At 73.2% G+C, this 23,505-nt stretch carries 25 protein-coding genes and 1 riboswitch; of the genes, 13 read left to right on the forward strand and 12 right to left on the reverse strand.

What is annotated here, in order from left to right:
* Positions 1-73: 73 nt before the first annotated feature.
* Positions 74-721 (reverse strand): hypothetical protein, encoded by a 648-nt coding sequence (locus tag KMS84_RS29300; RefSeq protein WP_256919489.1) that lies wholly within the window; start codon positions 719-721, stop codon positions 74-76.
* The gene (locus KMS84_RS29305) at positions 714-1,493 is read right to left on the reverse strand and encodes an alpha/beta hydrolase (protein WP_256919509.1); all 780 of its coding nucleotides are present in this window, start codon (positions 1,491-1,493) and stop codon (positions 714-716) included. Before KMS84_RS29305 ends, KMS84_RS29300 begins: the two co-directional genes overlap by 8 nt.
* A 160-nt stretch (positions 1,494-1,653) precedes the next feature.
* On the opposite strand from KMS84_RS29305, the gene KMS84_RS29310 reads away from it, so the two are divergent.
* Genes KMS84_RS29310 through KMS84_RS29325 form a run of 4 tightly spaced genes read left to right on the forward strand, consistent with a single transcriptional unit; the run spans position 1,654 to position 5,430 of the window.
* Entirely contained in the window at positions 1,654-2,412 is a 759-nt protein-coding gene (locus KMS84_RS29310; protein WP_256919490.1) for a lysophospholipid acyltransferase family protein, read from the forward strand.
* A gap of 23 nt (positions 2,413-2,435) precedes the next feature.
* Positions 2,436-3,674 carry a MacS family sensor histidine kinase gene (macS, locus tag KMS84_RS29315; RefSeq protein WP_256919491.1) on the forward strand — a complete coding sequence of 413 codons (1,239 nt, stop codon included), beginning with the start codon at positions 2,436-2,438 and terminating at the stop codon, positions 3,672-3,674.
* Positions 3,671-4,348 (forward strand): response regulator, encoded by a 678-nt coding sequence (locus tag KMS84_RS29320; protein ID WP_256919492.1) that lies wholly within the window; start codon positions 3,671-3,673, stop codon positions 4,346-4,348. Before macS ends, KMS84_RS29320 begins: the two co-directional genes overlap by 4 nt.
* 53 nt (positions 4,349-4,401) lie before the next feature.
* Positions 4,402-5,430: a 6-phosphofructokinase gene (locus KMS84_RS29325; protein ID WP_256919493.1), complete on the forward strand. Its 1,029-nt coding sequence runs from the start codon at positions 4,402-4,404 to the stop codon at positions 5,428-5,430.
* Positions 5,431-5,434: 4 nt separating this feature from the next.
* Here KMS84_RS29325 and KMS84_RS29330 read toward each other — a convergent pair whose 3' ends face one another.
* Together KMS84_RS29330 and KMS84_RS41930 are read right to left on the reverse strand one after the other, a co-directional pair.
* Complete coding sequence (locus tag KMS84_RS29330) at positions 5,435-7,297, reverse strand: anthranilate synthase family protein (RefSeq protein ID WP_256919494.1); 1,863 nt, start codon at positions 7,295-7,297, stop codon at positions 5,435-5,437.
* Between the two features lie 127 nt (positions 7,298-7,424).
* Entirely contained in the window at positions 7,425-7,481 is a 57-nt protein-coding gene (locus KMS84_RS41930; RefSeq protein ID WP_361354747.1) for a trp operon leader peptide, read from the reverse strand.
* A gap of 107 nt (positions 7,482-7,588) precedes the next feature.
* On the opposite strand from KMS84_RS41930, the gene KMS84_RS29335 reads away from it, so the two are divergent.
* Entirely contained in the window at positions 7,589-8,941 is a 1,353-nt protein-coding gene (locus KMS84_RS29335; protein WP_256919495.1) for a class II 3-deoxy-7-phosphoheptulonate synthase, read from the forward strand.
* Positions 8,942-9,065: 124 nt separating this feature from the next.
* The gene (locus tag KMS84_RS29340; RefSeq protein WP_256919496.1) at positions 9,066-9,302 is read left to right on the forward strand and encodes a (2Fe-2S)-binding protein; all 237 of its coding nucleotides are present in this window, start codon (positions 9,066-9,068) and stop codon (positions 9,300-9,302) included.
* 23 nt (positions 9,303-9,325) lie between these two features.
* Here the strand turns inward: KMS84_RS29340 and bfr are convergent, their stop codons facing one another.
* A complete protein-coding gene (gene bfr, locus KMS84_RS29345; RefSeq protein WP_256919497.1) occupies positions 9,326-9,805 on the reverse strand; it encodes a bacterioferritin in 480 nt (159 codons plus the stop codon).
* Between the two features lie 186 nt (positions 9,806-9,991).
* Here bfr and KMS84_RS29350 point away from each other — a divergent pair, with 186 nt between their 5' ends.
* Positions 9,992-10,624 carry a sulfite oxidase-like oxidoreductase gene (locus tag KMS84_RS29350; RefSeq protein WP_256919498.1) on the forward strand — a complete coding sequence of 211 codons (633 nt, stop codon included), beginning with the start codon at positions 9,992-9,994 and terminating at the stop codon, positions 10,622-10,624.
* Between the two features lie 33 nt (positions 10,625-10,657).
* Here KMS84_RS29350 and KMS84_RS29355 read toward each other — a convergent pair whose 3' ends face one another.
* The 5 genes from KMS84_RS29355 to thiO form a co-directional block, all read right to left on the reverse strand.
* Positions 10,658-11,560 carry a deoxyribonuclease IV gene (locus tag KMS84_RS29355; protein ID WP_256919499.1) on the reverse strand — a complete coding sequence of 301 codons (903 nt, stop codon included), beginning with the start codon at positions 11,558-11,560 and terminating at the stop codon, positions 10,658-10,660.
* A 34-nt stretch (positions 11,561-11,594) separates the two neighbouring features.
* Positions 11,595-13,529, reverse strand: coding sequence for a Stk1 family PASTA domain-containing Ser/Thr kinase (gene pknB / locus KMS84_RS29360; protein WP_256919500.1), 1,935 nt, complete (start codon positions 13,527-13,529; stop codon positions 11,595-11,597).
* Between the two features lie 167 nt (positions 13,530-13,696).
* The gene (locus tag KMS84_RS29365) at positions 13,697-14,491 is read right to left on the reverse strand and encodes a thiazole synthase (protein ID WP_256919501.1); all 795 of its coding nucleotides are present in this window, start codon (positions 14,489-14,491) and stop codon (positions 13,697-13,699) included.
* Between the two features lie 3 nt (positions 14,492-14,494).
* Positions 14,495-14,695, reverse strand: a complete 201-nt coding sequence (gene thiS / locus KMS84_RS29370; protein WP_256919510.1) for a sulfur carrier protein ThiS — start codon at positions 14,693-14,695, stop codon at positions 14,495-14,497.
* A 47-nt stretch (positions 14,696-14,742) separates the two neighbouring features.
* On the reverse strand, positions 14,743-15,909 hold the full coding sequence (gene thiO, locus KMS84_RS29375) for a glycine oxidase ThiO (RefSeq protein ID WP_256919502.1): 1,167 nt from the start codon (positions 15,907-15,909) through the stop codon (positions 14,743-14,745).
* Positions 15,907-16,018: riboswitch (TPP riboswitch) on the reverse strand. It overlaps the preceding gene by 3 nt.
* Before the next feature lie 52 nt (positions 16,019-16,070).
* Between thiO and KMS84_RS29380 the strand changes: the two genes are divergently transcribed.
* The 6 genes from KMS84_RS29380 (at position 16,071) to KMS84_RS29405 (ending at position 21,023) form a co-directional block, all read left to right on the forward strand.
* Positions 16,071-16,460, forward strand: a complete 390-nt coding sequence (locus KMS84_RS29380; RefSeq protein WP_256919503.1) for an avidin-fold protein — start codon at positions 16,071-16,073, stop codon at positions 16,458-16,460.
* 98 nt (positions 16,461-16,558) lie between these two features.
* Positions 16,559-17,734, forward strand: a complete 1,176-nt coding sequence (locus KMS84_RS29385) for an NAD(P)/FAD-dependent oxidoreductase (protein ID WP_256919511.1) — start codon at positions 16,559-16,561, stop codon at positions 17,732-17,734.
* Between the two features lie 65 nt (positions 17,735-17,799).
* Positions 17,800-18,165, forward strand: coding sequence for an Rv2175c family DNA-binding protein (locus KMS84_RS29390; protein WP_256919504.1), 366 nt, complete (start codon positions 17,800-17,802; stop codon positions 18,163-18,165).
* A 76-nt stretch (positions 18,166-18,241) separates the two neighbouring features.
* Positions 18,242-18,889, forward strand: a complete 648-nt coding sequence (thiE, locus tag KMS84_RS29395) for a thiamine phosphate synthase (protein ID WP_256919505.1) — start codon at positions 18,242-18,244, stop codon at positions 18,887-18,889.
* Between the two features lie 131 nt (positions 18,890-19,020).
* Positions 19,021-19,944 (forward strand): methylenetetrahydrofolate reductase [NAD(P)H], encoded by a 924-nt coding sequence (gene metF / locus KMS84_RS29400; RefSeq protein WP_256919506.1) that lies wholly within the window; start codon positions 19,021-19,023, stop codon positions 19,942-19,944.
* Between the two features lie 56 nt (positions 19,945-20,000).
* Complete coding sequence (locus KMS84_RS29405) at positions 20,001-21,023, forward strand: SCO2102 family sporulation regulator (RefSeq protein WP_256919507.1); 1,023 nt, start codon at positions 20,001-20,003, stop codon at positions 21,021-21,023.
* A gap of 60 nt (positions 21,024-21,083) precedes the next feature.
* On the opposite strand, the gene KMS84_RS29410 is transcribed toward KMS84_RS29405, so the two are convergent.
* Positions 21,084-22,556: a phytoene desaturase family protein gene (locus KMS84_RS29410; protein ID WP_256919508.1), complete on the reverse strand. Its 1,473-nt coding sequence runs from the start codon at positions 22,554-22,556 to the stop codon at positions 21,084-21,086.
* Between the two features lie 38 nt (positions 22,557-22,594).
* On the reverse strand, positions 22,595-23,212 hold the full coding sequence (locus tag KMS84_RS29415; RefSeq protein WP_256908583.1) for a DUF4126 domain-containing protein: 618 nt from the start codon (positions 23,210-23,212) through the stop codon (positions 22,595-22,597).
* Between the last annotated feature and the right edge of the window lie 293 nt (positions 23,213-23,505).

Raw genomic sequence — 23,505 nt, forward strand, 5'->3', positions numbered from 1 at the left:
GCGCTCGCATCATGACCAGAGGACTGCCAACACGGGCCCTGACCTGCCCCAACACGGCCTTATGCAACGCCCTTTAGACGACGGCTCCCCGTCCGGGGTCGCCCTCGTCCTCGTCGTCCGGCCGCATCCGCACCACCAGCGTGGCGAAGCCGCCGAGGAAGCCGCCGACGCAGACGGTCGTCAGCCACCACGTCATGTCCCAGCCCAGCAGCACCGCCAGCAGGAGCAGCACCGGTCCGCCGAGCACCCCGAGCCAGGCGAACCTGGCCGTGGTGTCGGCGGCGGGCAGCGGCGGCGGCTCCGGCGGGACGAAGTGACCCTCGTCGTCCTCGTCGTCCCCGTCGAAGGCGGCCTCGGCGGGCTCGGGCAGCGTGTGGTCGCGCGGGCCGACACCGGGCGCGAAGGCCACCGAGCTGCCCAGCGGCTTGGCCGGTTTCTTCTCCTCGCCGGGGTCCTTCACGGGCTCTTCGCCCGCTTTCGTCCCCGGCTCCTCCTCGTTCGCCTCGACCTCGAGGAGCGCCAGGTCCTCGACCGACTTGAACGGCTTGGCGCCCGGCGGGTCCGGCGGCTCCTCGCCGTACCCGGCGACGATCGCCGCCCACGCCGCGGCCTCGTCGAAGGGCACGCTCTGCTCCTCCGGCTCGTGGCCCCGCCGGGCGTCCAGGCCGTCCCGCTCGTCCCGGTTCTCCCGGTCCTCGCGGTCGGAGTCGTGCTCAGCCACCTACGGCCGTCCCTTCCTTGCCGACACTGGGCGCGATCCGGGCGATGAACGCGTAGCTCTCCTCGAAGATCCGGTCCGCATCGTGGTCCAACGTTGCCACGTGGTAGCTCTGTTCCAGCAGGATCTCGGTCACGTCCGTCGACGACACCCGGCTGAGCACCCGGGCCGAGTCGGCGGGCGGCACCACGTGGTCGTGGACGCTGTGCAGCAGCAGCAGCGGCTGGGTGACCTGCGGCAGTTCGCCGTCGACCCGCCGCAGGAAGGTCCGCAGGGAGTGCGCCGAGTGCAGCGGCACCCGGTCGTAGCCGCTCTCCAGGACGCCCTCCCTGGCGATGTCGCTGGTGATCCCCTTCGTGGTGCGCACGATGTGGCGGGCCACCGGCAGGGCGTACGCGGACAGACCGTGGACCTTGTTCGCGGGGTTGACGACGACCACGCCGTCCACCCCCTCCCCGTGACGGGCGGCCAGCCGCAGGGCCAGCGCGCCGCCCATGGACAGACCGGCCACGAACACGCGCGCGCACCGCCGGCGCAGGGCGCGCAGCTCGCGGTCCACCTCCGCGTACCAGTCCTGCCAGCCGGTCGGCGCCATGTCCTCCCAGCGCGTGCCGTGCCCCGGCAGCAGCGGCAGCGAGACGGTCAGGCCCTGCCCGGCCAGGTACCGCGCCCAGGGGCGCAGCGACTGCGGGGAACCGGTGAAGCCGTGACAGAGGAGCACTGCGACCTCCCCGCCCTCATGGCGGTACGGCTCGGCTCCAGGAAGGACCGGCACCATCGGTCTCCTGTCTTCGTCTGTTCAGCATGGGAGGGACGTGTGCTTCACGGTACGCGACCCCACTGACACCGACCAGGGCCGCCGGAGCCATTGCCGCCACCGGCGGGTTAAGGTCTGTGCGACACAAACAGGAGGCACTCGCTTGTTGTACGGCGCGATGAAGGTCGCTATCGGGGGACCGCTGAAGGTCGCCTTCAGGCCCTGGGTGGAAGGCCTCGAGCACATCCCCGACGAAGGCGCCGCGATCCTGGCGAGCAACCACCTGTCCTTCTCGGACTCGTTCTTCCTGCCCGCGGTCCTCGACCGCAAGGTCACCTTCATCGCGAAGGCCGAGTACTTCACCACGCCCGGCGTGAAGGGGCGGCTCACCGCCGCCTTCTTCAAGGGCGTCGGGCAGCTCCCGGTGGACCGCTCCGGCGGGCGCGGCGCCGGCGAGGCCGCGATCAGGAGCGGCATGGACGTGCTGGAGCGCGGTGAGCTGTTCGGCATCTACCCGGAGGGCACGCGCTCGCCCGACGGGCGCCTCTACCGCGGCAAGCCGGGCGGCCTCGCGCGCGTGGCGCTCGCCACCGGCGCGCCCGTGATCCCGGTCGCCATGATCGACACGGAGAAGATCCAGCCGCCCGGGAAGGTCCTGCCGAAGATCATGCGGCCGGGCATCCGCATCGGCCGGCCGCTGGACTTCAGCCGCTACCAGGGCATGGACCACGACCGCTTCGTGCTGCGCGCCGTGACCGACGAGGTCATGTACGAGATCATGAAGCTCTCCGGCCAGGAGTACGTCGACATGTACGCGACGGCCGCCAAGCGGCAGATCGCGGAGGCGGCGAAGGCCGAGAAGGAAGCGGAGAAGGCCGCCAGGGCGGCTCTCGCGCAGGCCGAGAAGGAACAGGCGAAGAAGGACGAAGAGCAGTAGTCGGCGGTCCGGGGGGCGGGCGAATGGCCAGACGCGAGGCAGTGCTGAGGATGTCGGTGGAGCTGCCGCTGTGGCGTGCGCTCGCCGGCTACCGGGTGCTCACCATGCTGTACGCGGTGGGCTTCTTCGCCACCGCCTACGACGGGTTCGCACGCCCCTGGGTCGCGGTCGTCTACTACTGCGTCCTGTTCGTGTGGACGGTGGCGACCCTGCCCAGGGTCGCCAACGCGGCGAGCTGCACCAGGGGTTTCCTCGCCGTCGACCTGGCCATCGCCCTGACCGGCATCATGCTCACCACCGTCGCGGACAGCCACGCGCGCATCCAGTCGGGCGGGCCGACGCTGCCGTCGATATGGACCGCCGGCTCGGTCCTGGCCTTCGCCATCAAAGGCGGCTGGCGCTGGGCTGCCTTCGCGTCCACGGCCGTCGCGGTCACCAACCTCGTCGAGCGCGGGACCCCGGCCCGCGACACCGTGCACAACGTCGTCCTCGTCTGGGTCGCCTCCATCGCCATCGGCTACGTCGTCGAGGTCGCCCGCGCCTCCGAGCGCACCCTCGCCCGGGCCCTGGAGATCGAGGCGGCGACCCGGGAGCGCGAGCGCCTGGCCCGCGACATCCACGACAGCGTCCTTCAGGTGCTGGCCATGGTGCAGCGGCGCGGCGCGGTCATCGGCGGCGAGGCGGCCGAGCTGGGCCGGATGGCCGGCGAACAGGAGGTCGCGCTGCGCACGCTGGTCTCCGGCGGCCTGGTGCCGGTCTCCCGGGTCTCGCAGGACGCGGCCGACGGCGCCGTCGTCTACGCCGTCGACGAGCCGGCGCCGCGGGAGTCCGAGCCGGACGGCCCGGTCGACCTGCGCGCGCTGCTCGCCCCCTTCGCCGCCGCCCGCGTCCATCTCGCCGAGCCCGGCGCGCCGGTGCTGCTGCCGGCGCCCGCCGCGCGGGAGCTGGCGGCCGCGGTCGGGGCGGCCCTGGACAACGTGCGCAGACACGCGGGCGACGACGCCCGCGCCTGGATCCTCGTCGAGGACGAGCCCGACGCGGTGATCGTCACCGTCCGGGACGACGGGCCGGGCATCCCGCAGGGGCGGCTCGCGCAGGCCGAGGGCGAGGGGCGGCTCGGCGTGGCCCAGTCGATCCGCGGCCGGCTGCGCGACCTGGGCGGCGGCGCCGAGCTGATCTCGACGCCGGGCCAGGGCACGGAGGTCGAACTGACGGTGCCGAAGGAGAAGAACGTGCAACGGGGGAAGGCGGGATCGCGATGAGCGGGCGACAGGATCCGATCAGGGTCATGGTGGTGGACGACCATCCCATGTGGCGCGACGCGGTCGCCCGGGACCTGGCGCAGGCGGGCCTGGACGTGGTCGCCACCGCGGGCGACGGCGAGCAGGCCGTGCGCCGGGCGAAGGCCACCACGCCGGACGTGCTGGTGCTGGACCTGAACCTGCCCGTCAAGCCGGGGGCCCAGGTGTGCAAGGAGGTCGTCGCCGCCGACCCCGCCCTGCGGGTGCTCGTGCTGTCGGCGAGCGGCGAGCACGCCGACGTGCTGGAGGCGGTGAAGTCCGGCGCGACCGGCTACCTGCTGAAGTCGGCGTCCACGGAGGAACTGCTGGACGCGGTGCGCCGGACGGCCGTCGGCGACCCGGTGTTCACGCCGGGCCTGGCCGGACTGGTCCTGGGCGAGTACCGCCGGCTCGCCTCCGACCCCGGACCTTCCGCCGGCGGCGACGAGCCGAACGCGCCCCGGCTGACCGACCGGGAGACGGAGGTGCTGCGCCTGGTCGCCAAGGGCCTGAGCTACAAGCAGATCGCCGAACGCCTCGTCATCTCCCACCGCACCGTGCAGAACCACGTCCAGAACACCCTCGGCAAGCTCCAGCTGCACAACAGGGTCGAACTGGTGCGATACGCCATCGAGCGGGGTCTCGACGACGAGTGAGGGACGAGCCACACTGACCCCTCGTCAGGCAGGATCGGCGAAGGGACTCGTCCATGCGCGTCGGAGTACTGACCGGAGGCGGGGACTGCCCCGGCCTCAACGCCGTCATCAGGGCGGTCGTCCGCAAGGGCGTCCAGGAGTACGGCCATGACTTCATCGGCTTCCGGGACGGCTGGCGCGGTCCCCTCGAAGGAAGGTCCGTCCCCCTCGACATCCCCGCCGTGCGCGGCATCCTCCCGCGCGGCGGCACCGTCCTCGGCTCCTCGCGGACCAACCCCCTCAAGGAGGAGGACGGCGTCCGCCGCATCAAGGACACCCTCGCCCGGCTGCGGGTGGACGCCCTCGTCACCATCGGGGGCGAGGACACGCTGGGCGTCGCCGCCCGGCTGTCCGACGAGTTCCAGGTGCCGTGCGTCGGCGTCCCGAAGACCATCGACAACGACCTGTCCGCCACCGACTACACCTTCGGCTTCGACACCGCCGTCGGCATCGCCACGGAGGCCATCGACCGGCTGCACACCACCGCCGAGTCCCACATGCGGGTCCTCGTCGTGGAGGTGATGGGCCGCCACGCGGGCTGGATCGCCCTGCACTCCGGTCTGGCGGGCGGCGCCAACGTCATCCTCATCCCCGAGCAGCGCTTCGACATCGAGCAGGTGTGCGCCTGGGTGGCGTCCCGCTTCCGCTCCTCCTACGCCCCGATCGTGGTGGTCGCCGAGGGAGCGATGCCCCGGGACGGCGACGTCGTGCTGAAGGACGGATCGCTGGACTCCTTCGGACACGTGCGGCTGTCCGGCGTCGGCGAGTGGCTGGCCAAGGAGATCGAGCGCCGGACCGGCAACGAGGCCCGGACGACGGTCCTCGGCCATGTCCAGCGCGGCGGGACCCCGAGCGCCTTCGACCGCTGGCTCGCCACCCGCTTCGGCCTGCACGCCGTCGACGCCGTCCACGAGGGCGACTTCGGCACGATGGTCGCCCTGCGCGGCACGGACATCGTCCGCGTGCCGATCGCGGAGGCGACGGCCCGGCTGAAGACCGTCGACCCCGCGCTGTACGCGGAGGCGGGGGTGTTCTTCGGCTGAGCCGCTACGCGCCCAGCCGTGTCGCGCGCAGGCGGGCGACCGCCTCCCGCACCACGGCGGCGCCGTTCAGCGTCAGCACCGACTCCGGATGGAACTGCACCCCGCCGAACCCGGGCCCCCGCACGGCGTGCACCTCCCCGTTCGGGGCCCGGCTCACCTCCACCCCGCGCGCCGCGAGCCCGCGCGCGGCCTCGTCGTCGCACCGCGCCACGAAGCTGTTGTAGAAACCGACCGTCTCGGGCCGTCCGAACAGGTCGATCACCGTCTGCGCCCCCTGGTACGGCACCTCCTTGCGGACGATGTCCAGTCCCAGCTCGGCCGCGATCAGCTCGTGCCCGAGGCAGACGCCGAGCACCCCGTGCCCGTGCTCGCGCAGCAGCCGGGCGGTGAGCTCGCGCAGGAAGCGCATCTTCGGGTCGCCGGCGTCGCAGGGGTCGCCCGGGCCGGGGCCCAGCACCACCGGTCCCGCGTGGGCGCGCACCGTCTCCGCGAGGCCGTCCTCGTCGTAGCGCCGCACGCTCACGTCCAGTCCGCCGGAGCGCAGCACGTGCGCGAGCATCGCCGTGAAGGTGTCCTCGGCGTCGACGACGAGCGCGTGCCCGGTCAGCTCGCCGGTCCGCTCCTGCATCCGCAGCCAGAACGGCGCGAGCGAGGCCCGCCGTCCGTCGAGCGCGGCCCGCACCCGGGGGTCGTCGGCGAGCCGTGGCCGCACGTCCCGTTCGGCCGGCCGTCGCGCGTGGACCCCCAGCGCCGCCAGCACGCCCGCGGCCTTGGCGTGCGTCTCGGCGACCTCGCCCGCCGGGTCCGACCCGCGCACCAGCGTGGCCCCGACCGGCACCCGCAGACCTCCGGTCGCGTCGATGTCGGCGGTGCGGATGAGGATGGGGGAGTCGAGGGTCTGCGCCCCGCCCGGGTCCCGCCCCAGCAGGGCCAGCGCGCCCGCGTAGTAGGCCCGCCCGCCGGACTCGTGCCGCTCGATGACCCGGCAGGCGTTCTGCACCGGCGAGCCGGTCACGGTCGCCGCGAACAGGGTCTCCCTCAGCACCTCCCGCACGTCCAGCGAGGACTTCCCGCGCAGCTCGTACTCGGTGTGCGCGAGGTGGGCCATCTCCTTCAGCCGGGGGCCGACCACCACGCCGCCCATGTCGCCGACGGTGCACATCATCTTCAGCTCCTCGTCGACGACCATCGACAGCTCCTCGATCTCCTTGCCGTCGGCGAGGAAGTCCAGCAGCAGCTCGGGCGTCGGCCCCCCGGCGGGATACCGGTACGTCCCGCTGATGGGGTTCATGACGACCGTGCCGCCGGACATCCGCACGTGCACCTCGGGGCTCGCCCCCACCAGGGTCCGGTCCCCGGTGTGCACCACGAAGGTCCAGTACGCGCCGCGCTCGCCCTCCAGGAGCCGCCGGAAGAGGGCCAGGGCGTCGGCCCGGGAGAAGCCGGGGATGTCGCCCCGGTACGTCCGCCGGATCACGAAGTTCGCGCCCTCGCCCCGGCCGATCTCGTCCCGCAGCACCCGGGCGACGATCCGCGCGTACTCCTCGTCGCCCACGTCGAAGCCGCCGCCCTCGACGTCCACCCGGTGCGCGGGCAGCTCCTCGAGCGCCGTGGCCAGCGGGATCTCGTGCCGCTCCTCGGGAACCAGCACGCTCAGCGGGGTGCCGTCGTCGCGCACCTCGAAGCCGCGTTCGCGGATCTGCCGGAAGGGGACGAGCGCCAGGCCCTCGTCGGGGAGATCGGCGAGCCGGTCGTGGACGGCGACCGGGCCGAGGAGCACTTCCACGACGTTCTCGTCGCGGCCCGGCGTACGGCGGCGCAGCAGGGCGAAGGGGCGGGGGTCGCTCAGCAGGTCGGGCAGATGCATGGGGCGTGTCCTTCTCACCGGGTGCCGGCAACAGCCGGCAGGAGCTGTCAGGAGAGGGACGGCCGGGCCCGGAAACGCCGAAGGCCGCCCCTCGGGGCGGCCTTCGCGCTGTCGTGGGTACGCGCAGTCAGCGGGCCGCCGGAGAAGCGGTCCACCACCAGTTACGGGTCGAAAGCGCGAACATGCGCCGCACCCTACCCCATGCGCCCCGGGTCCACAGGTGAGCACTCGGGTGTCTCACCTGTCGAGCCGTGCGAAAACGACTCGACACGACCCCGTAATGTGGAGGACGTGACCGTGAACGCTAAGACCAGCGCCAGCGCTGGCAACACCTGGCGAGACCTGCCCGCGGCGCAGCAGCCCGAGTACCCCGACACCGAGGCTCTGCGCGCAGTGATCGCGGACCTCGAGTCGTATCCGCCGCTCGTCTTCGCGGGCGAGTGCGACCAGCTGCGCGCCCGGTTGGCGGCCGTCGCCAAGGGAGAGGCGTTCCTCCTCCAGGGCGGCGACTGCGCCGAGGCCTTCGACGCGGTGTCCGCCGACCACATCCGCAACAAGCTGAAGACCCTGCTCCAGATGGGCGCCGTGCTGACGTACGCGGCCTCGGTGCCGGTCGTCAAGGTCGGCCGCATCGCCGGCCAGTACTCCAAGCCGCGCTCCAAGGGCACGGAGACCCGCGACGGCGTGACCCTGCCGACGTACCGCGGCGACTCGGTCAACGGCTTCGCCTTCGACGAGAAGTCGCGCGTGCCGGACCCCGAGCGGCTGAAGCGGATGTACAACGCGTCCGCCTCGACGCTCAACCTGGTGCGCGCGTTCACCACCGGCGGTTACGCCGACCTGCGCCAGGTGCACGCCTGGAACCAGGACTTCGTGAAGTCGTCCCCGTCCGGTCAGCGCTACGAGCAGCTGGCCCGTGAGATCGACAACGCGCTGAACTTCATGCACGCCTGCGGGGCCGACCCGGAGGAGTTCAAGACGGTCGAGTTCTTCTCCTCGCACGAGGCGCTGCTGCTCGACTACGAGTCCGCGCTCACCCGTGTCGACTCCCGCACCGGGCTGCTCTACGACGTCTCGGCGCACATGGTGTGGGTCGGCGAGCGCACCCGGCAGCTGGACCACGCGCACATCGAGTTCGCCTCGAAGATCCGCAACCCGATCGGCATAAAGCTCGGCCCGACGACCACGGCGGAGGAGGCGCTCCAGTACATCGAGCGCCTCGACCCCGACCGCGAGCCCGGCCGGCTGACCTTCATCGTCCGCATGGGCGCCGACAAGGTCCGCGACAAGCTGCCCGAGCTGGTCGAGAAGGTCACCGCCTCGGGCGCGACCGTGGCCTGGATCACCGACCCGATGCACGGCAACACCTACGAGGCGGCCTCGGGCCACAAGACCCGCCGCTTCGACGACGTGCTCGACGAGGTCAAGGGCTTCTTCGAGGTCCACAAGGGCCTCGGCACCCACCCGGGCGGCATCCACGTGGAGCTGACCGGCGACGACGTCACGGAGTGCGTGGGCGGCGGCGACGAGATCTTCGTCGACGACCTGCACCAGCGCTACGAGACGGCCTGCGACCCGCGGCTCAACCGCAGCCAGTCGCTGGACCTGGCGTTCCTGGTGGCGGAGATGTACCGCGACCAGTAGGCACGACGCGCGAAGGGCGGTGGGGCGCGGATCACATCGGATCCGGCCCCACCGCCCTTTTGCGCTTCCGGGGCGCCGGGTAAGGTTAGGTTAGCCTTATCGATCTCGGCAGGAGGTGAACCGCGTGTACGTCTGCAGCTGCTTCGGCGTGACCGAGGCGCAGGTCCAGCGGCACGTGGAGGACGGGGCGTGCACCCCCCGCCAGATCGCCTCCGCCTGCAAGGCCGGCACCGACTGCGGTTCCTGCGTCCGTCGCATCCAGGCCATGCTCGGCAGGGGCGCCCTGCCGCGCCGCGACCTCGCCGAGCGCGCCGCACCGGCCCTCGCCGGCTTCGAGGACACGGCGGCGGCCGCGGCCTAGGCCCGCTCCGCCCGTCGTCGGGGTCAGCTCTCCGGCTGTTCGATCAGCTGGGCGATGTACAGGGCCTCACCGAGCTTCTCCACCAGCTCCAGCTGCGTGTCGAGGTAGTCGATGTGGTGCTCCTCGTCCGCCAGGATCGACTCGAAGATGTTCGCGGAGGTGATGTCGCCCTTCTCGCGCATCACCTTGATGCCGCGCCGGAGGCGGTCGATCGCCTCGACCTCGACCTGCCGGTCGGCCTCGAACATCTCCTTCACCGTCTGCCCGACCCGCACGTGGAACAGCCGCTGGTAGTTCGGCAGGCCGTCCAGGAAGAGGATCCGGTCGGTGAGCACCTCCGCGTGCTTCATCTCGTCGAACGACTCGTGACGCGTGTACTTCGCGAGCTTCGTCCAGCCGAAGTTCTCCTGCATCTTGGCGTGGAGGAAGTACTGGTTGATGGCGGTGAGCTCGCCGGTGAGCTGCTCGTTGAGGAACTCGATGACCTCGGGGTCGCCCTGCATCGCAGAGGCTCCTTCCACGTCGGGACTGCGGGGAGGTTGCCGCCGCATGATTTCACCGGCGCCGAAGATCGTCCAGTAAGTGCGTACTTAGTAAGTTAGTCCAGGCTTAGTAGCAGTTGCCCTATTCCGTATATGCCCGGTCATGGCTGGTCATGTGCACCGTCCGCGGTCTGTCAGGATGGAGTCATGGGTCACCCGGTGGAGCGCGAGTCTGGAGAAGAAGCGGTGTCCGAGCTCCCGCCGGGGCAGCGACTTCAGCGCGGCTGGCCCGTCACCCACTACGGTCCCGTGCCCAAGTTCCGGCCCGAGCGCTGGGACTTCCGGGTCTTCGGCGCCACCGCCGACAGCGAGAAGCACGCGTGGAACCACGAGGAGTTCACCGCGCTCCCGTACGCCTCCGTCGTCGCCGACCTGCACTGCGTGACGAAGTTCAGCATGCTCGGCGCCGAGTGGGGCGGAATCCCGGCCCGCACGATCCTCGACATCGCGCCGCCCGCCCCGAACGTCACCCATGTGATGGTGTGGGCCGAGTACGGCTTCAGCTCGAACCTGCGGCTGGCCGATTTCGTCGCCGAGCGCACGATCTTCGCCACCCACAAGGACGGCGAGCTCCTCACGGCGGAACACGGCTTCCCCCTGCGGCTCGTCGTGCCGCACCTGTACGCCTGGAAGGGCCCCAAGTGGGTCCGGGGTGTCGAGTACATGACGGCCGACCGGCGCGGCTTCTGGGAGGAGCGCGGCTACCACAACGTCGGCGACCCCTGGCGCGAGCAGCGCTACTCCTACCAGGAGGAGCCGGGGGACGGCCCCGAGCTCTGAGCCCCGGCCCTCCCGTCCGGGCGGTCCGGCGGTTCAGCCGTCCCGGAGCTTCTTCAGCCGCTCCACGTCCGCGGCGTGACCCTCCTTGCCGCCCGGCGTCTCGATGATCAGCGGCACGCCCGCGGTCGCCGGATGCGTCATCAGCGCGCGGAACGGGTCCTCGCCGATGTGGCCCGCGCCGATGCTCTCGTGCCGGTCCTTGTGGGCGCCCACCACGTCCTTGGAGTCGTTGGCGTGGATCAGCTTCAGCCGGCCCTCGCCCACGGTGTCCACCAGCAGGTCGAGGGTCTGGTGCATGCCGGCCGGGCCGGTCAGGTCGTGCCCGGCCGCGAAGATGTGGCAGGTGTCGAGGCAGACGCCCAGCTTGGGATGGGAGTCCAGCGCCTCGAAGTACGGCCCGAAGTCCCAGGTCCGGGAGCAGAGCGAGGAGCCCTGGCCCGCCGTGGACTCCAGCAGCAGGAACGGGTCGTCGTCGTGGGTGAGCTCGTCCAGCAGCGGCAGCAGATGCTCGCGCACCTGCTTCAGCGCCACCGACCGGTCGCGTCCGCCCGTCGCGCTGCCCGTGTGCACGACCACGCCCAGGGCCCCGATCGCCCGGCCGCGGCGCAGCGAGTGCCGCATCGACTCCACCGACCGCTGCGCGGTCGCCTCGGTGTGCGAGCCGAAGTTGATGAGGTACGGCGCGTGCACGTAGGCCGGGACCGACTCCGCCGCGCACCGCTCCCGGAAGGCCTCGTCCTGACGGGGGTTGCCCGCGGGCGTGGCCCAGCCCCGCGGGTTGGCGACGAACACCTGGACCGTCTCCGCCCTCAGGTCGTGCGCGTACGTCATGCCCACGTCGTGCAGACCGCCGGCCACCGGCACATGGCTGCCGACGGGATTGCGGGAGGGGAAGGGGGACGCGGGGGCGGGCGAGGAGGGGGCTGCGGGACTCACCCGTTCAGGGTGTCATGCCCGCCGCCTCCGCCGGTCACCGGATGGTGATCGTGATCGTCGACCCCTTGGGCGCCGTGTCGCCGGCCTCCACGGACTGCTTCTTCACCGTGTCGCCGAACAGGCCCAGCAGCCCCCGGTCCTCCTTGACCTCGAACCCGGACTTCTCCAGCAGTGACCTGGCGTCGTCGACGCTCGCGCCCACCACGTCCGGGACCTCGACCATCTGCGGACCCTTGGACAGGGTCAGCGTCACGGTGGCGCCGGACGCGAGCCGGCCGCCCTCCCCGGGCGTCTGCGCCGCGACCTTGCCCTTGTCGAACTCGGAGTTGACCTGCTGCGGGGCGATCCTCACCTTCAGGCCGGCCTCCTGCAACTCGGCCCGCGCGTCGGCCAGGTCCTCGCCGGTCACGTCGGGCACGTCGACCGGGCTGCCCTTGCTCACCACGATCGACACCGCGGTGCCCGCGCGCCGCTGCACACCCGCCCCGGGGTCGGTGCCGACGACCGCGCCCTGGTCGACGTCGTCGCTGAACTCCTCGGTGACCAGGCCCGGTTCGAGGCCGCCCTCCTTGAGCGAGGCCTCCGCCTTCTTCAGCCGCTCGCCCCGCACGTCCGGCACCTTCACCATCTCGGGGCCGTCGGAGACGGTCAGCGTCACGGCGTCGTGCTTGCGGATCCGGGCGCCCGGCTCGGGGTCGGTGTCCAGGACCGTGCCCCGCTCGACGGTGTCGCTGTGCCGGTGCTCGACCTTGCCCACCTTCAGTCCGGCCGCCTCCAGCCGCTGCCTGGCCGCGGCCTCCTTCTGCGTCAGCACCGCCGGGACCTTGGTGAACTGGCCGGAGTTGATGTACCAGACCCCCGCGCCCACGCCGAGCACCAGCAGCACGACGGTGACGAGCGCGAGCACCCCGCGCCGGGGCCGCCCGGGACGGCGCCGGGGCGGCAGGGGCGGCGGGCTGTGGAACCGCGAGGTGCGGTGGACCGCGTCCTCCGCGTCGTCGTCCCCGTCGACCGGCAGCGGCCGGGGCACCGTGAGCGAGCGCGGGATCACGCTGGTGCGGTCCTCGGCGTTGTCGTGCGCGGCGGAGACCGCCTGCGGGGGCAGCGCGTCCAGCTGCTCCTCGCTGAGCGCGGCGCGCGCCCGCCGCGCCTCGCCGAGCAGCGCGACGGCGTCGGAGGGCCGGACGCCGGGCGTGCGCGCGGTGGCGACGCCGACCAGCTCGTCCAGCGCGGGCGCCAGGCCCGGGACGACGGCCGACGGAGGCGGGACGTCCTCGTGGAGGTGCTTGTAGAGCACGATCGCGGGGGAGTCCCCGTCGTGCGGCTTCTCGCCGGTGAGCATCTCGTGGAGCACGACCCCGCACGCGTAGACGTCGACCCGGGGGTCGGCCGCGCCGGGCTGCTCGATCTGCTCGGGGGCGAGATAGGCGACGGTGCCGAGCACCGCGCCGGTGGTGCTGGTGACGGTGTCCACGGAGCGCACGAGCCCGAAGTCGGCGACCTTGACCCGGCCGTCGTCCCCTATCAGCACGTTCTCGGGCTTCATGTCCCGGTGCACGAACCCGGCCCGGTGAGCGGCGCCCAGCGCCGCGAGCACGGGCTCCAGGATGTCGAGCGCGGCCCTCGGCGGGAGCGCCCCGCGCTCGCGCAGCACGTCACGCAGCGTGCAGCCGGCGATGTACTCCATGGCCAGGTAGACGTACGACCCGTCCGCCCCCTGATCGAACACCTGTACGACGTTCGGGTGTGCGAGCCGGGCGACGGACTTCGCCTCCCGGATGAACCGCTCGACGAACGCGCCGTCGGCGGCGAGCGCCGGGTGCATCACCTTGAGCGCGAGCACGCGGTCGAGGCGGGTGTCCACGGCCCGGTAGACCGTGGCCATCCCGCCGACCGCGATTCGCGCCTCGACGCGATAGCGGCCGTCGAGCACCTGCCCGACCAGAGGGTCCTGAAGGGTCGTGTCCACGCAGGTGAGTGTACGAGCCGTCACCGACACCTCGCCGGTCCCGCCGGGATCGCGGCCCGACTGCAGCCGACCTGTGACGCGCGTGTCGGTACCCGGACGTCACCGCCGTCACCGCGGTCGCCGCCGCCCCCTGCCGGGGCCGCCGGCGCCGCCCGGGCCCGCGCGGGTCAGAACGCGGGACGCTCCGGATCCAGCGCGGCCAGGCCCGCGGCGGGGGAGGAGGCCTGCGCGAACCAGCGGCGCGGGATGCGGCCGGCCAGCCGGGCCAGCCGGCCCGCCTCGACGCCCGCCCGCATGGCCGCCGCCATGCGGACGGGATCCTGCGCGCGCGTCACCGCCGACGCCAGCATGACCCCCGCGCACCCCAGCTCCATCGCCAGCGCCACGTCCGACGCCGTCCCGGCGCCCGCGTCCAGGATCACGGGCACGCGCGCGTGCTCCACGATCAGCTGGAAGTTGTGCGGGTTGCGGATGCCCAGTCCGGAGCCGATCGGGGAGCCGAGCGGCATGACGGCGGCGCACCCCACGTCCTCCAGCCTGCGCGCCAGCACGGGGTCGTCGTTGGTGTAGGGCAGCACCGTGAAACCGTCGTCCACGAGCGTCTCCGCCGCGTCCAGCAGCTCCACCGGGTCCGGCAGCAGCGTCCGCTCGTCGGCGATGACCTCCAGCTTCACCAGGTCCGTGCCCAGCGCCTCCCGGGCCAGCCGTGCCGTCAGCACCGCCTCGCCGGCCGTGAAGCACCCCGCCGTGTTCGGCAGCACCCGGATGCCCAGCCGCTCCAGCACCGACAGCACCGAGCCGTGCACCGACGGGTCCACCCGGCGCATCGCGACCGTCGTCAGCTCGGTGCCGGAGGCGACCAGCGCCCGCTCCAGCACCTCCAGGCTGGCAGCGCCGCCGGTGCCCATGATGAGCCGCGACGACAGGCTCACGCCCCCGATGACGAGGGAGTCGTCGGCCATGGCTCAGCCTCCCTGGACCGCGGTGAGGACCTCCACGCGGTCGCCTTCGCAGAGCGCCGTGGAGGGCCACTGCCCGCGCGGGACGACGGTCTCGTTCAGGGCTGCGGCCACCCCGGACGGGGCCGGCGTCAGCGACCGCACGACACTGTCGAGAGCCGTGCCGGCGGCGACCTGCCGCCGCTCGCCGTTGACCGAGACGTTCACGCGGGTGGACGCGGTGTCCGGGGTGGTGCTCGGGGTGTTCGGGGTGCTCATGCGGACTGCTCCGAGAGTGCGGCGACGCCGAAGCGCCGGGGGGTGAAGGGGCGGGCCTCGTCCGGGAGCTCCCCGGTGGTCAGGACCTGCGCCATCGCGTCACCGGTCACCGGCGTCAGCAGCACGCCGTTGCGGTGGTGCCCGGTCGCCAGCGACAGCCCCGCGAGCCCGGTCGGCCCGAGCAGCGGCGCGTTGTCCGGGGACCCGGGGCGCAGTCCCGCGCGCGTCTCGGTGAGCGGCAGCTCGGTGATGCCCGGGATCAGCTCGTGGGCGTCGCGCAGCAGCTCGTAGACGCCCCCCGCCGTCACCGTCGTGTCCCAGCCCAGCTCCTCGCTGGTCGCGCCGACCACCAGCTCGCCGTCGTCCCGCGGCACCAGGTAGACGTGGCTGCCGCGCACCACGGCCCGCACGGTCCGGCTCAGGAACGGCGCGTACCGCTGCGGCACGGTCAGGCGCAGCACCTGCCCCTTGACGGGCCGCACGGGCGGCGCCACGTCCGGCGGGACCCCCGCGAGCCGCCCGCTCAGGCTGCCGCCGGCGAGCACCGTCTGCTCCGCCGCCAGCGTCGTGCCGTCCCGGGTGACGACCCCGGTGGCGCGCTCGGCCGCCACGGTCAGCCGCTCCGCCCAGGCCCGGTGGAAGGTCACGCCCGCCCGTTCGCACGCGCCGACCAGCGCCCGGGCGAGCCGCCGGGGGTCGACCTGGTGGTCGCCGTCCACCCGCAGCCCGCCGCGCACCCCCGGCGCGAGCATCGGCTCCAGACGCCGGCACTCCCGCCCCGACAGCCACTCCGACTCCAGGCCCGACTGCCGTTGCAGCGCGTGCAGTTCGCGCAGGTGCGCGCGGTCGTCGGCGTCCAGCGCGACCGCGAGAGTGCCGCACCGCCGGTACCCGAGGTCCTGTCCGGTCAGCTCCGTGAGTTCGGCCGCGAAGTCCGGATAGCGCCGGGCCGACGCCAGGTTGAGGCCGAGCAGCGTCTGCTCGCCGTGGTGCAGTTCGGTGACGGCGGCCAGCATCCCGGCGGCCACCCGGGCGGCGCCGCCGCCCGGTTCGGGGTCCACCACCGCCGTGGCCAGCCCGCGTTGCGCGGCCCGCCAGGCCGTGACCAGCCCGATGATCCCGCCCCCGATGACGAGGACGTCTGACGTACGTGGAGACGACATGGGCGTCCAGCCCCTCCCTTCGCCGGCATGACCCGGATCAGGTTCGTACGGTCGGAGGCCGCCAGCCTCCCTCTCAGCCCGGTGCGTCCGGGCTCCCGCGAGTGCTCTACGGTGGCCACCCTAGCCCGCCGCCGCACACCGCAGTAAGGGAGCCTCCCCGCATGGCCAGGTCACTGGACGGCCTCGTCCTCGCCCCCGTCGCCGACCAGGCGCCCGGCCAGGTCGGCGTCCGCACGCGCTTCACGTACCACGAGAGCGACGGGGCGGTCTGGGCCGACTACGCGGGCGGCGACGTCGTACGCGGGCATCTGGTGGGTACCCGGGAGGGGGACCGGCTCGACTTCCGGTACGTCCAGCTCAAGCACGACGGGACGACGTCCTCGGGGCACTGCGTGTCCACGGTCGTCGACCTGCCCGACGGGCGGGTGCGCCTCGACGAGCGCTGGGAGTGGGAGTCGCAGCCCGGCAGCGGCCGCAGCGTCGTGGAGCAGGTCCCCGACGGCGCGGACGGCGCCGGCGGTGTGGAGCAGGTCACGGAGCACGACGGCTGACTGACTGATCGTCAGGTGTCTAAGGTGATCGGGTGAGCGAGCGAAGGCAGGAAGAAGGCAGGCCCGGCGGGCGCCGCGTGGTGGTCGTCGGCGCGGGCATGGCCGGCGTGCAGACCGCGGTGGCCCTGCGCGAACAGGGCTTCGACGGCCGCGTGACGCTGATCGGCGCCGAACCCCATCAGCCCTACGACCGGCCGCCGCTGTCCAAGGCCGTGCTGCTCGGCAAGGCGGAGGGATCCGCGCTGGACGTCGACTTCGACGCCCTCGGCATCGAGCTGGAGCTGGGCCGCGAGATCCTCGGCCTGCGCGCGGGGGACCACGAACTCGACACCGCGCGCGGACCCGTCGGCTACGACGTCCTCGTCCTCGCCACCGGCGCCGAGCCGATCCGCCTGCCCGGCGCGGAGGGCGTGCCCGGCGTGCACCTCCTGCGCACCCTGGACGACGCCGAACGCCTGCGGCCCGTGCTCGCCGCCCGGCACGACGTCGTGGTCGTCGGCGCGGGCTGGATCGGCGCGGAGTTCGCCACGGCCGCACGCGAGGCCGGCTGCGAGGTCACCGTCGTCGAGGCCGCCGACCGGCCGCTGGCCGGGGCGCTGCCCGCCGAGGTCGCCGCGCCGATGGCCGCCTGGTACGCCGACGGCGGCATCGCGCTGCGCACCCGCGCGCGGGTGGAGCGCGTCGAGCCCGGCGTGGTGGTCCTGGACGACGGCTCACGGCTGCCCGCCGACGCCGTCGTCGTCGGCATCGGAGCCCGTCCCGCCACCGACTGGCTGGCCGGCTCCGGCATCGAGCTCGGCGCGCACCGGGAGGTCGTGGCCGACGCCGGCCTGCGCACCAGCCTGCCGGACGTGTACGCGGTCGGCGACTGCGCCTCCTTCCCCTCCGGCCGGTACGGCGAGCGGCTGCTCGTCCATCACTGGGACAACGCGCTCCAGGGCCCGCGCACGGTCGCGGCGAACATCGTCGGCGAGGCCACGGACGAACCCGCGGCCGTCTACGACCCCGTTCCGTACTTCTGGTCCGAGCAGTTCGGCCGCTTCGTCCAGTACGCCGGCCACCACGCGCACGCCGACGCCGTCGTGTGGCGCGGCGAGCCCTCGGGACCGGCGTGGACGGTGTGCTGGCTGCGCGAGAACCGTCTGGTCGCGCTGCTGGCCGTGGGGCGCCCGCGCGACCTGGCCCAGGGCAAACGGCTGATCGAGGCGGGCACGCCCATGAACCCGCGGCTTCTCGCGGACCCGGCGAGGCCGCTGAAGGGCGCGACCGCCTGAGGGCGGGGGCCCGGTCGGACCGGCCCGGCTTCCGACTGTCGGTGGCAGATGGCAGGCTTGTTCCCGTGACCGAGATTGACGCAAAGATCGATGCTCTCGTCCCCGCCTGGCTCACCGTGCCCGACATCGCGGAAATGCTCGATGTCGAGGTGACGCGCGTCCGGCAGCTGGTCAAGGAGGGCCAGCTCATCGCCGTACGCCGTGGTGAGAACCGCGCGCTGCACGTCCCCGCCGCCTTCATCGACGAGGACAAGGTGGTGAAGGGCCTGCACGGGACCCTGACCCTGCTGCGGGACGACGGCTTCACGGACGAGGAGATGCTGGAATGGCTCTTCACCCCGGACCCGACGCTGCCCGGCACGCCGGCGCAGGCCCTGAGTGAGAATCGCGGCACGGAGGTGAAGCGCCGCGCCCAGGCGCTCGCCGTCTGACCCGCGGACCCGAACCGACACCCGGTGCACGGGGGCGCACCCGGCCCCCGTGCACCGCCACCCTGGGGGACCTCGTATGCCCGACACCGCCCGACCGTCCCTGTCCGGCGCACGGCTGTACCTGTGCACGGACGCCCGTACCCGCCAGGGAGACCTCCCGGAGTTCCTCGACGCCGTCCTCGCGGGCGGTGTCGACATCGTCCAGCTGCGGGACAAGGGCATGGAGGCGGCCGAGGAGCTGGAGCACCTGCGGGTCTTCGCGGACGCCTGCGCCCGGCACGGCAAGCTGCTCGCGGTCAACGACCGCGCGGACGTGGCGCACGCCGCCGGCGCCGACGTGCTCCACCTGGGGCAGGGCGACCTGCCCGTCCCCGCCGCCCGGGCGATCCTCGGCGACGGCCGCCTCGTGGGCCGTTCCACGCACTCGGCGGCGGAGGCGGAGGCCGCCGCCGTCCAGGAGGGCGTGGACTACTTCTGCACGGGCCCGTGCTGGCCCACCCCCACCAAGCCCGGCCGTCACGCGCCCGGCCTGGATCTGGTGCGGCACACGGCGTCCCTGGGCACGGACCGGCCCTGGTTCGCCATCGGCGGCATCGACCTGGGCAACCTCGACGAGGTGCTGGCGGCGGGCGCCCGCCGGGTCGTCGTGGTCCGGGCGATCACACAGGCGGACGATCCGGGCGCCGCGGCGGCGGAGTTCGCCAAGCGGCTGAGCGAGGGGTAGCGCCCGGCCGTCCGGCCGCCCGGGTGTGGCGTCCTCGTACGATTGTCCAAGGGGTGGACAACAACTCGACAATCCGGGCAAATATCCCGCATCCGGTTGGGGGACCGCCCGCCCCTGGCTAACCTGCCGGTATGGCCCTAGGAACCGCATCCACCAGGACGGACCGCGCGCGCACCGTGCGCGACATCCTGGCGACCGGCAAGACGACGTACTCGTTCGAGTTCTACGCGCCGAAGACGCCGAAGGGTGAGCGGAGCCTGTGGGACGCCCTGCGCAGGGTCGAGGCGGTCGCCCCCGACTTCGTCTCGGTGACCTACGGCGCCGGCGGGTCCACCCGTGCCACCACGGTCAAGGAGACCCAGCAGATCGTCGTCGACACCACCCTCACGCCGGTCGCGCACCTCACCGCCGTGGACCACTCCGTCGCCGAGCTGCGCAACATCATCGGCCAGTACGCCGACGCCGGCATCCGCAACATGCTGGCCGTGCGCGGCGACCCGCCCGGCGACCCGATGGGCCCCTGGGTGCCCCACCCGCAGGGCCTCACCTACGCCGCCGAGCTGGTCCGGCTCATCAAGGAGTCCGGGGACTTCTGCGTGGGCGTCGCCGCCTTCCCCGAGATGCACCCGCGCTCCGACGAGTGGGACCTGGACGTGTCGCACTTCGTCGACAAGTGCCGGGCCGGCGCCGACTACGCGATCACGCAGATGTTCTTCGAGCCCGAGTCCTATCTGCGGCTGCGCGACCGGGTCGCGGCGGCCGGATGTGTGACTCCGGTCATCCCCGAGGTCCTTCCGGTGACGAGCGTGAGGATGCTGGAACGCCTGCCCAAGCTCAGCAACGCCCGCTTCCCGGCCGCCCTGAAAGAGCGGATCCTCACAGCCAAAGACGATCCGGCCGCTGTACGCTCCATTGGCATCGACTTCGCCACGGAGTTCTGCGCACGGCTGCTGGCCGAGGGAGTGCCCGGACTGCACTTCATCACGCTCAACAACTCCACGGCGACGCTGGAAATCTACGAGAACCTGGGCCTGCACCATCCGCCGCAGGCCTAGACCGGTCGCACCCACATACGACACACTGCGTAGCGGCCACTGGGAGAGGGGCGTACATGGGCTGGACGGTCCTCTACATCGCGTTCGGCATCGTCGCGCTGTGGCTGCTGGGCGAGGTGCTGTTGCAGTACAAGGCCCGGCTGCGCTGGCGGCTCCTGGCCTTCGTCGGCTTCCTCGGGGTCGTCCTCGGCGTCCTGATCCCGTCGGTCGTCGTCATCGCGCTGGGCGCGGCCGCCTTCGCGGTCGGCCAGACCTACGTCACCCTGTCGTTCCGCCGCGGCTTCGCCGAGGGCTGGGCCTTCCGCCGCGCGGACACGGAGAGCGACGGCGAGACCTTCCCCAAGCGTCGCCGCGGCAAGGCCGAGCGGCAGGACCCGGTCCTGGACGCCTCCGGCCCGGAGCAGACCGAGGACGGCTTCGCCCCCGGCGCGCCCCACGGCGACGACGCGGCGTTCGGCGGCCGGGACGAGCGCGCCTTCGGCGGCAAGGACGCCTACGGCGACGACGACTTCGACCGCGACGACGTCTTCACCCCCGCGGCCCGCTCCTTCGACGCGGCCGCCGCCGGCGCCTCCGTCTACGAGCCGCAGCCCCTGCCCGACGACACCGGCTCCTACGGCATATACAGCGACACCGCGTACGCGGCCGCGACCGGCCAGGGCCAGTCCCAGGGCCAGCCGCAGGACCAGTACGCCACGGCCGGCCAGGGCGCGGACCAGAACTACGGCTACGACACCTACGCCGGGTACCACCAGCAGCAGTACGGCTACGACGCCACGGGCGAGCAGCAGTACGCCGCCTACTCCGACCCGTACATCGGCACCCAGACCTACGGCGGCGGCTCCTACGACGCCGGCTACGGCCAGCAGCAGTACGCACAGCAGGGCTACGGGCAGGACCAGTACGGCGCCGGCGGCTACGGGGAGACCCCGTCCGGCGGGGTCTGGGTCCCGCAGCAGCGCAACACCGACGACTCGCTGGGCGGCGAACTCCCGCCCGAGCAGCAGCAGTACCCGTACCAGGGCGACGGACAGCAGCCCGGCCAGGGCAACGGCTACGACGAGCAGTACCGGTTCTGACGGCCGCGTTCGCCGCCGGCCCGGCCCGTCCGCCCCTGCGGCCCCCGGCCTGTCACGGCCTCACCGCGAGCCGCGGAACTCCGGCCCCTCCACGATCAGTCCGGACACCAGCGTGCCCGACATCCCCGCGTGCGGGAGACCTCCGCCGGGGTGCGACCAGCCGCCGACCGTGAACAGGCCGCGCAGGCCGGTGGAGTTGGCGGGATGCAGCAGCCGGCCGCCGGCCGCGGCCAGCGCGGGCGCGGGGACGGCCCCGCCCGCCGCGCCCGTCTCGCGCGCGATGTCGGCGGGGGTGCGCACCTCACGCCACAGGACGCGCTCGCGCAGTCCGGGCACGGCCCGCTCGGCCATGGCGAGCAACGCGTCCACGTTCGCGTCGGATGCCTGCGCACCGGCGGGGACCACGGCGCTGAGCGTGACCGGCTCGTGGTCGCCGTCGGGCGCCAGACGGGCGTCGTCGGGCCGCAGCACCGTGACCGTCGGCCGCTCCGGCACGGAGGGCTCCGAGCCGAACAGGCTGCGCAACTCCGCCTCCCGGTCCGGCGCGTGGACCACCGTCCGGTGCACGGCGCCCGGCGGCCGGGGGCCGCGCAACGCCAGCAGCACGGTCAGCCGGCTCGGCAGCGCCCGCTGGGGCGCGACCTCGCCCTCGCCCCGGGCGGGCAGGCCGGGGAAGCATCCCGGCGCCAGGACGAAGTCCGCCCGCGCCAGCCTGCCGTCGGCGAGCTCGACGCCCGCCGCCCGGCCGTCCTCGTCCAGGATCCGCACGACCTCGGCGTCGAAGACGAACTCGACCCGGCGCGCCGTGCAGCGCTCGTACAGCGCGCGGGCCAGCTCCCGCATCCCCCCGCGCACGTACCACGTGCCGAAGGCGTGCTCCATGTAGGGCAGGACGGCCGCGCTCGCCGGAGTGACCCGGGGATCCAGGCCGTACGCGAGCGCGTGGCCCTCCAGCAGCGCGGCGAGCCGGGGATCGCGCAGCTCCCAGGCGCCGACCTCGGCCAGGGTGGCCGCCTGCCGGGTGCGCAGCAGACGCTTGTGGGGGACCGCCGGATAGGGCTCGCGGTCGGCGAGGACCGACCAGTTCGGCCACAGCGGCTCCTCCAGGAGCGGGCGCCGGGTGCGGTCCCAGGCCTCCCGGGCGCGCACCAGGAAGTCGCCCCAGCGCTGTCCGGCCCGCCCGCCGAGCGCTTCGTCCAGCGCGGCGACGACCCCCGCGCGCGAGGCGTTCGGCAGCGACACCTCGGCCCCGTCCGCGAACACGTGCCGGGCGGAGGGGTCGACCTGGACCAGCTCGACGCAGGACTCCAGCGGCTCCTTGCCGGTCTTGACGAACAGGTCGCGGTAGACGGCGGGCAGGGGGAGCAGCGTGGGGCCGGTGTCGAAGGCGAACCCGTCCCGCTCGAAGCGGCGCACGGCCCCGCCGTACGTCCCCGTCCGTTCGTACACCGTCACCCGGTGGCCCGCCACGGCCAGCCGGGCGGCCGCCGTCAGCGCGCCCGTCCCGGCGCCGATCACCGCAATCGCTGCCATGTCCGTGACTGTATCCGCAGCCGCCGACAGCGCCGTGATCAGGCCGGGGGCGGCGGCCAGGGGGGTGCGCCGAGCCGGCGCTCCTCGCGCCGTTGGGCCCTGCGCCGCAGGAACCGGCGGATCCGTGAGACGAGGAAGTACAGCACCAGCAGCCCGGTCAGCAGCAGGGCGCCCGCGACGACCGAGGCCGCCACCGGGTGGAAGATCGCGAAGGTGACGATCCCGGCGACCCCGAGATCCTCCGCCAGACTGACGACGATGTTGCTGAAGGGCTCCGGGGACGTGTTGACCGCCATCCGGGCGCCCGCCTTCACGGCGTGGCTGGCCAGCGCCGTCGAACCCCCGAGGGCCGCGGCGGCCGCGTCGGAGAGCGAACCGCTCTGCCCCGCGAGCAGCGCGCCGACCCAGGCCCCGGCCACCGGCCGGACCACGGTGTGCGCCATGTCCCACGCGGAGTCCACGTACGGGATCTTGTCGGCGACCGCCTCGCACAGGAACAGGACGGCCGCGACGGCGAGCACCTCGGGCCGCTGCAACGTCTGCGGGACGTCGTCGCTCACGCCGGTCGCGCCGAAGACGCCGAGCAGGAGCACCACCGCGTACGCGTTGACGCCGCTGGCCCAGCCGCTGGTGAACACAAGAGGGAGTACGGACACGGACGCGATCGTAACCAGTGCGCGGTCCGGCGTCCTGGGGATGAGCGCGCAGACCTGAGTACCCGTACCTAGGGGTGGAGTTGAGTACGCGCGCGGATGGGGTGCGACCTGCGCGGAAGGGAGAGTGGAGGCACGGAGAAGGGGCGCTGCTGCGGCACCGGCGACACGGGGCGCCGGAACGAAAGCGGCCCTCGATCCGCTCCTTCCGCCGGCCGACCGGCTCGGCGGGAGCGAGATACGGGGGGAGCCCCGGGGAACGACCGCACGGGGGAAGCACGGGGGAACAACGGGGG

Source organism: Streptomyces hilarionis, from assembly GCF_024539675.1.
In the GTDB taxonomy this organism is placed as follows: domain Bacteria; phylum Actinomycetota; class Actinomycetes; order Streptomycetales; family Streptomycetaceae; genus Streptomyces; species Streptomyces hilarionis.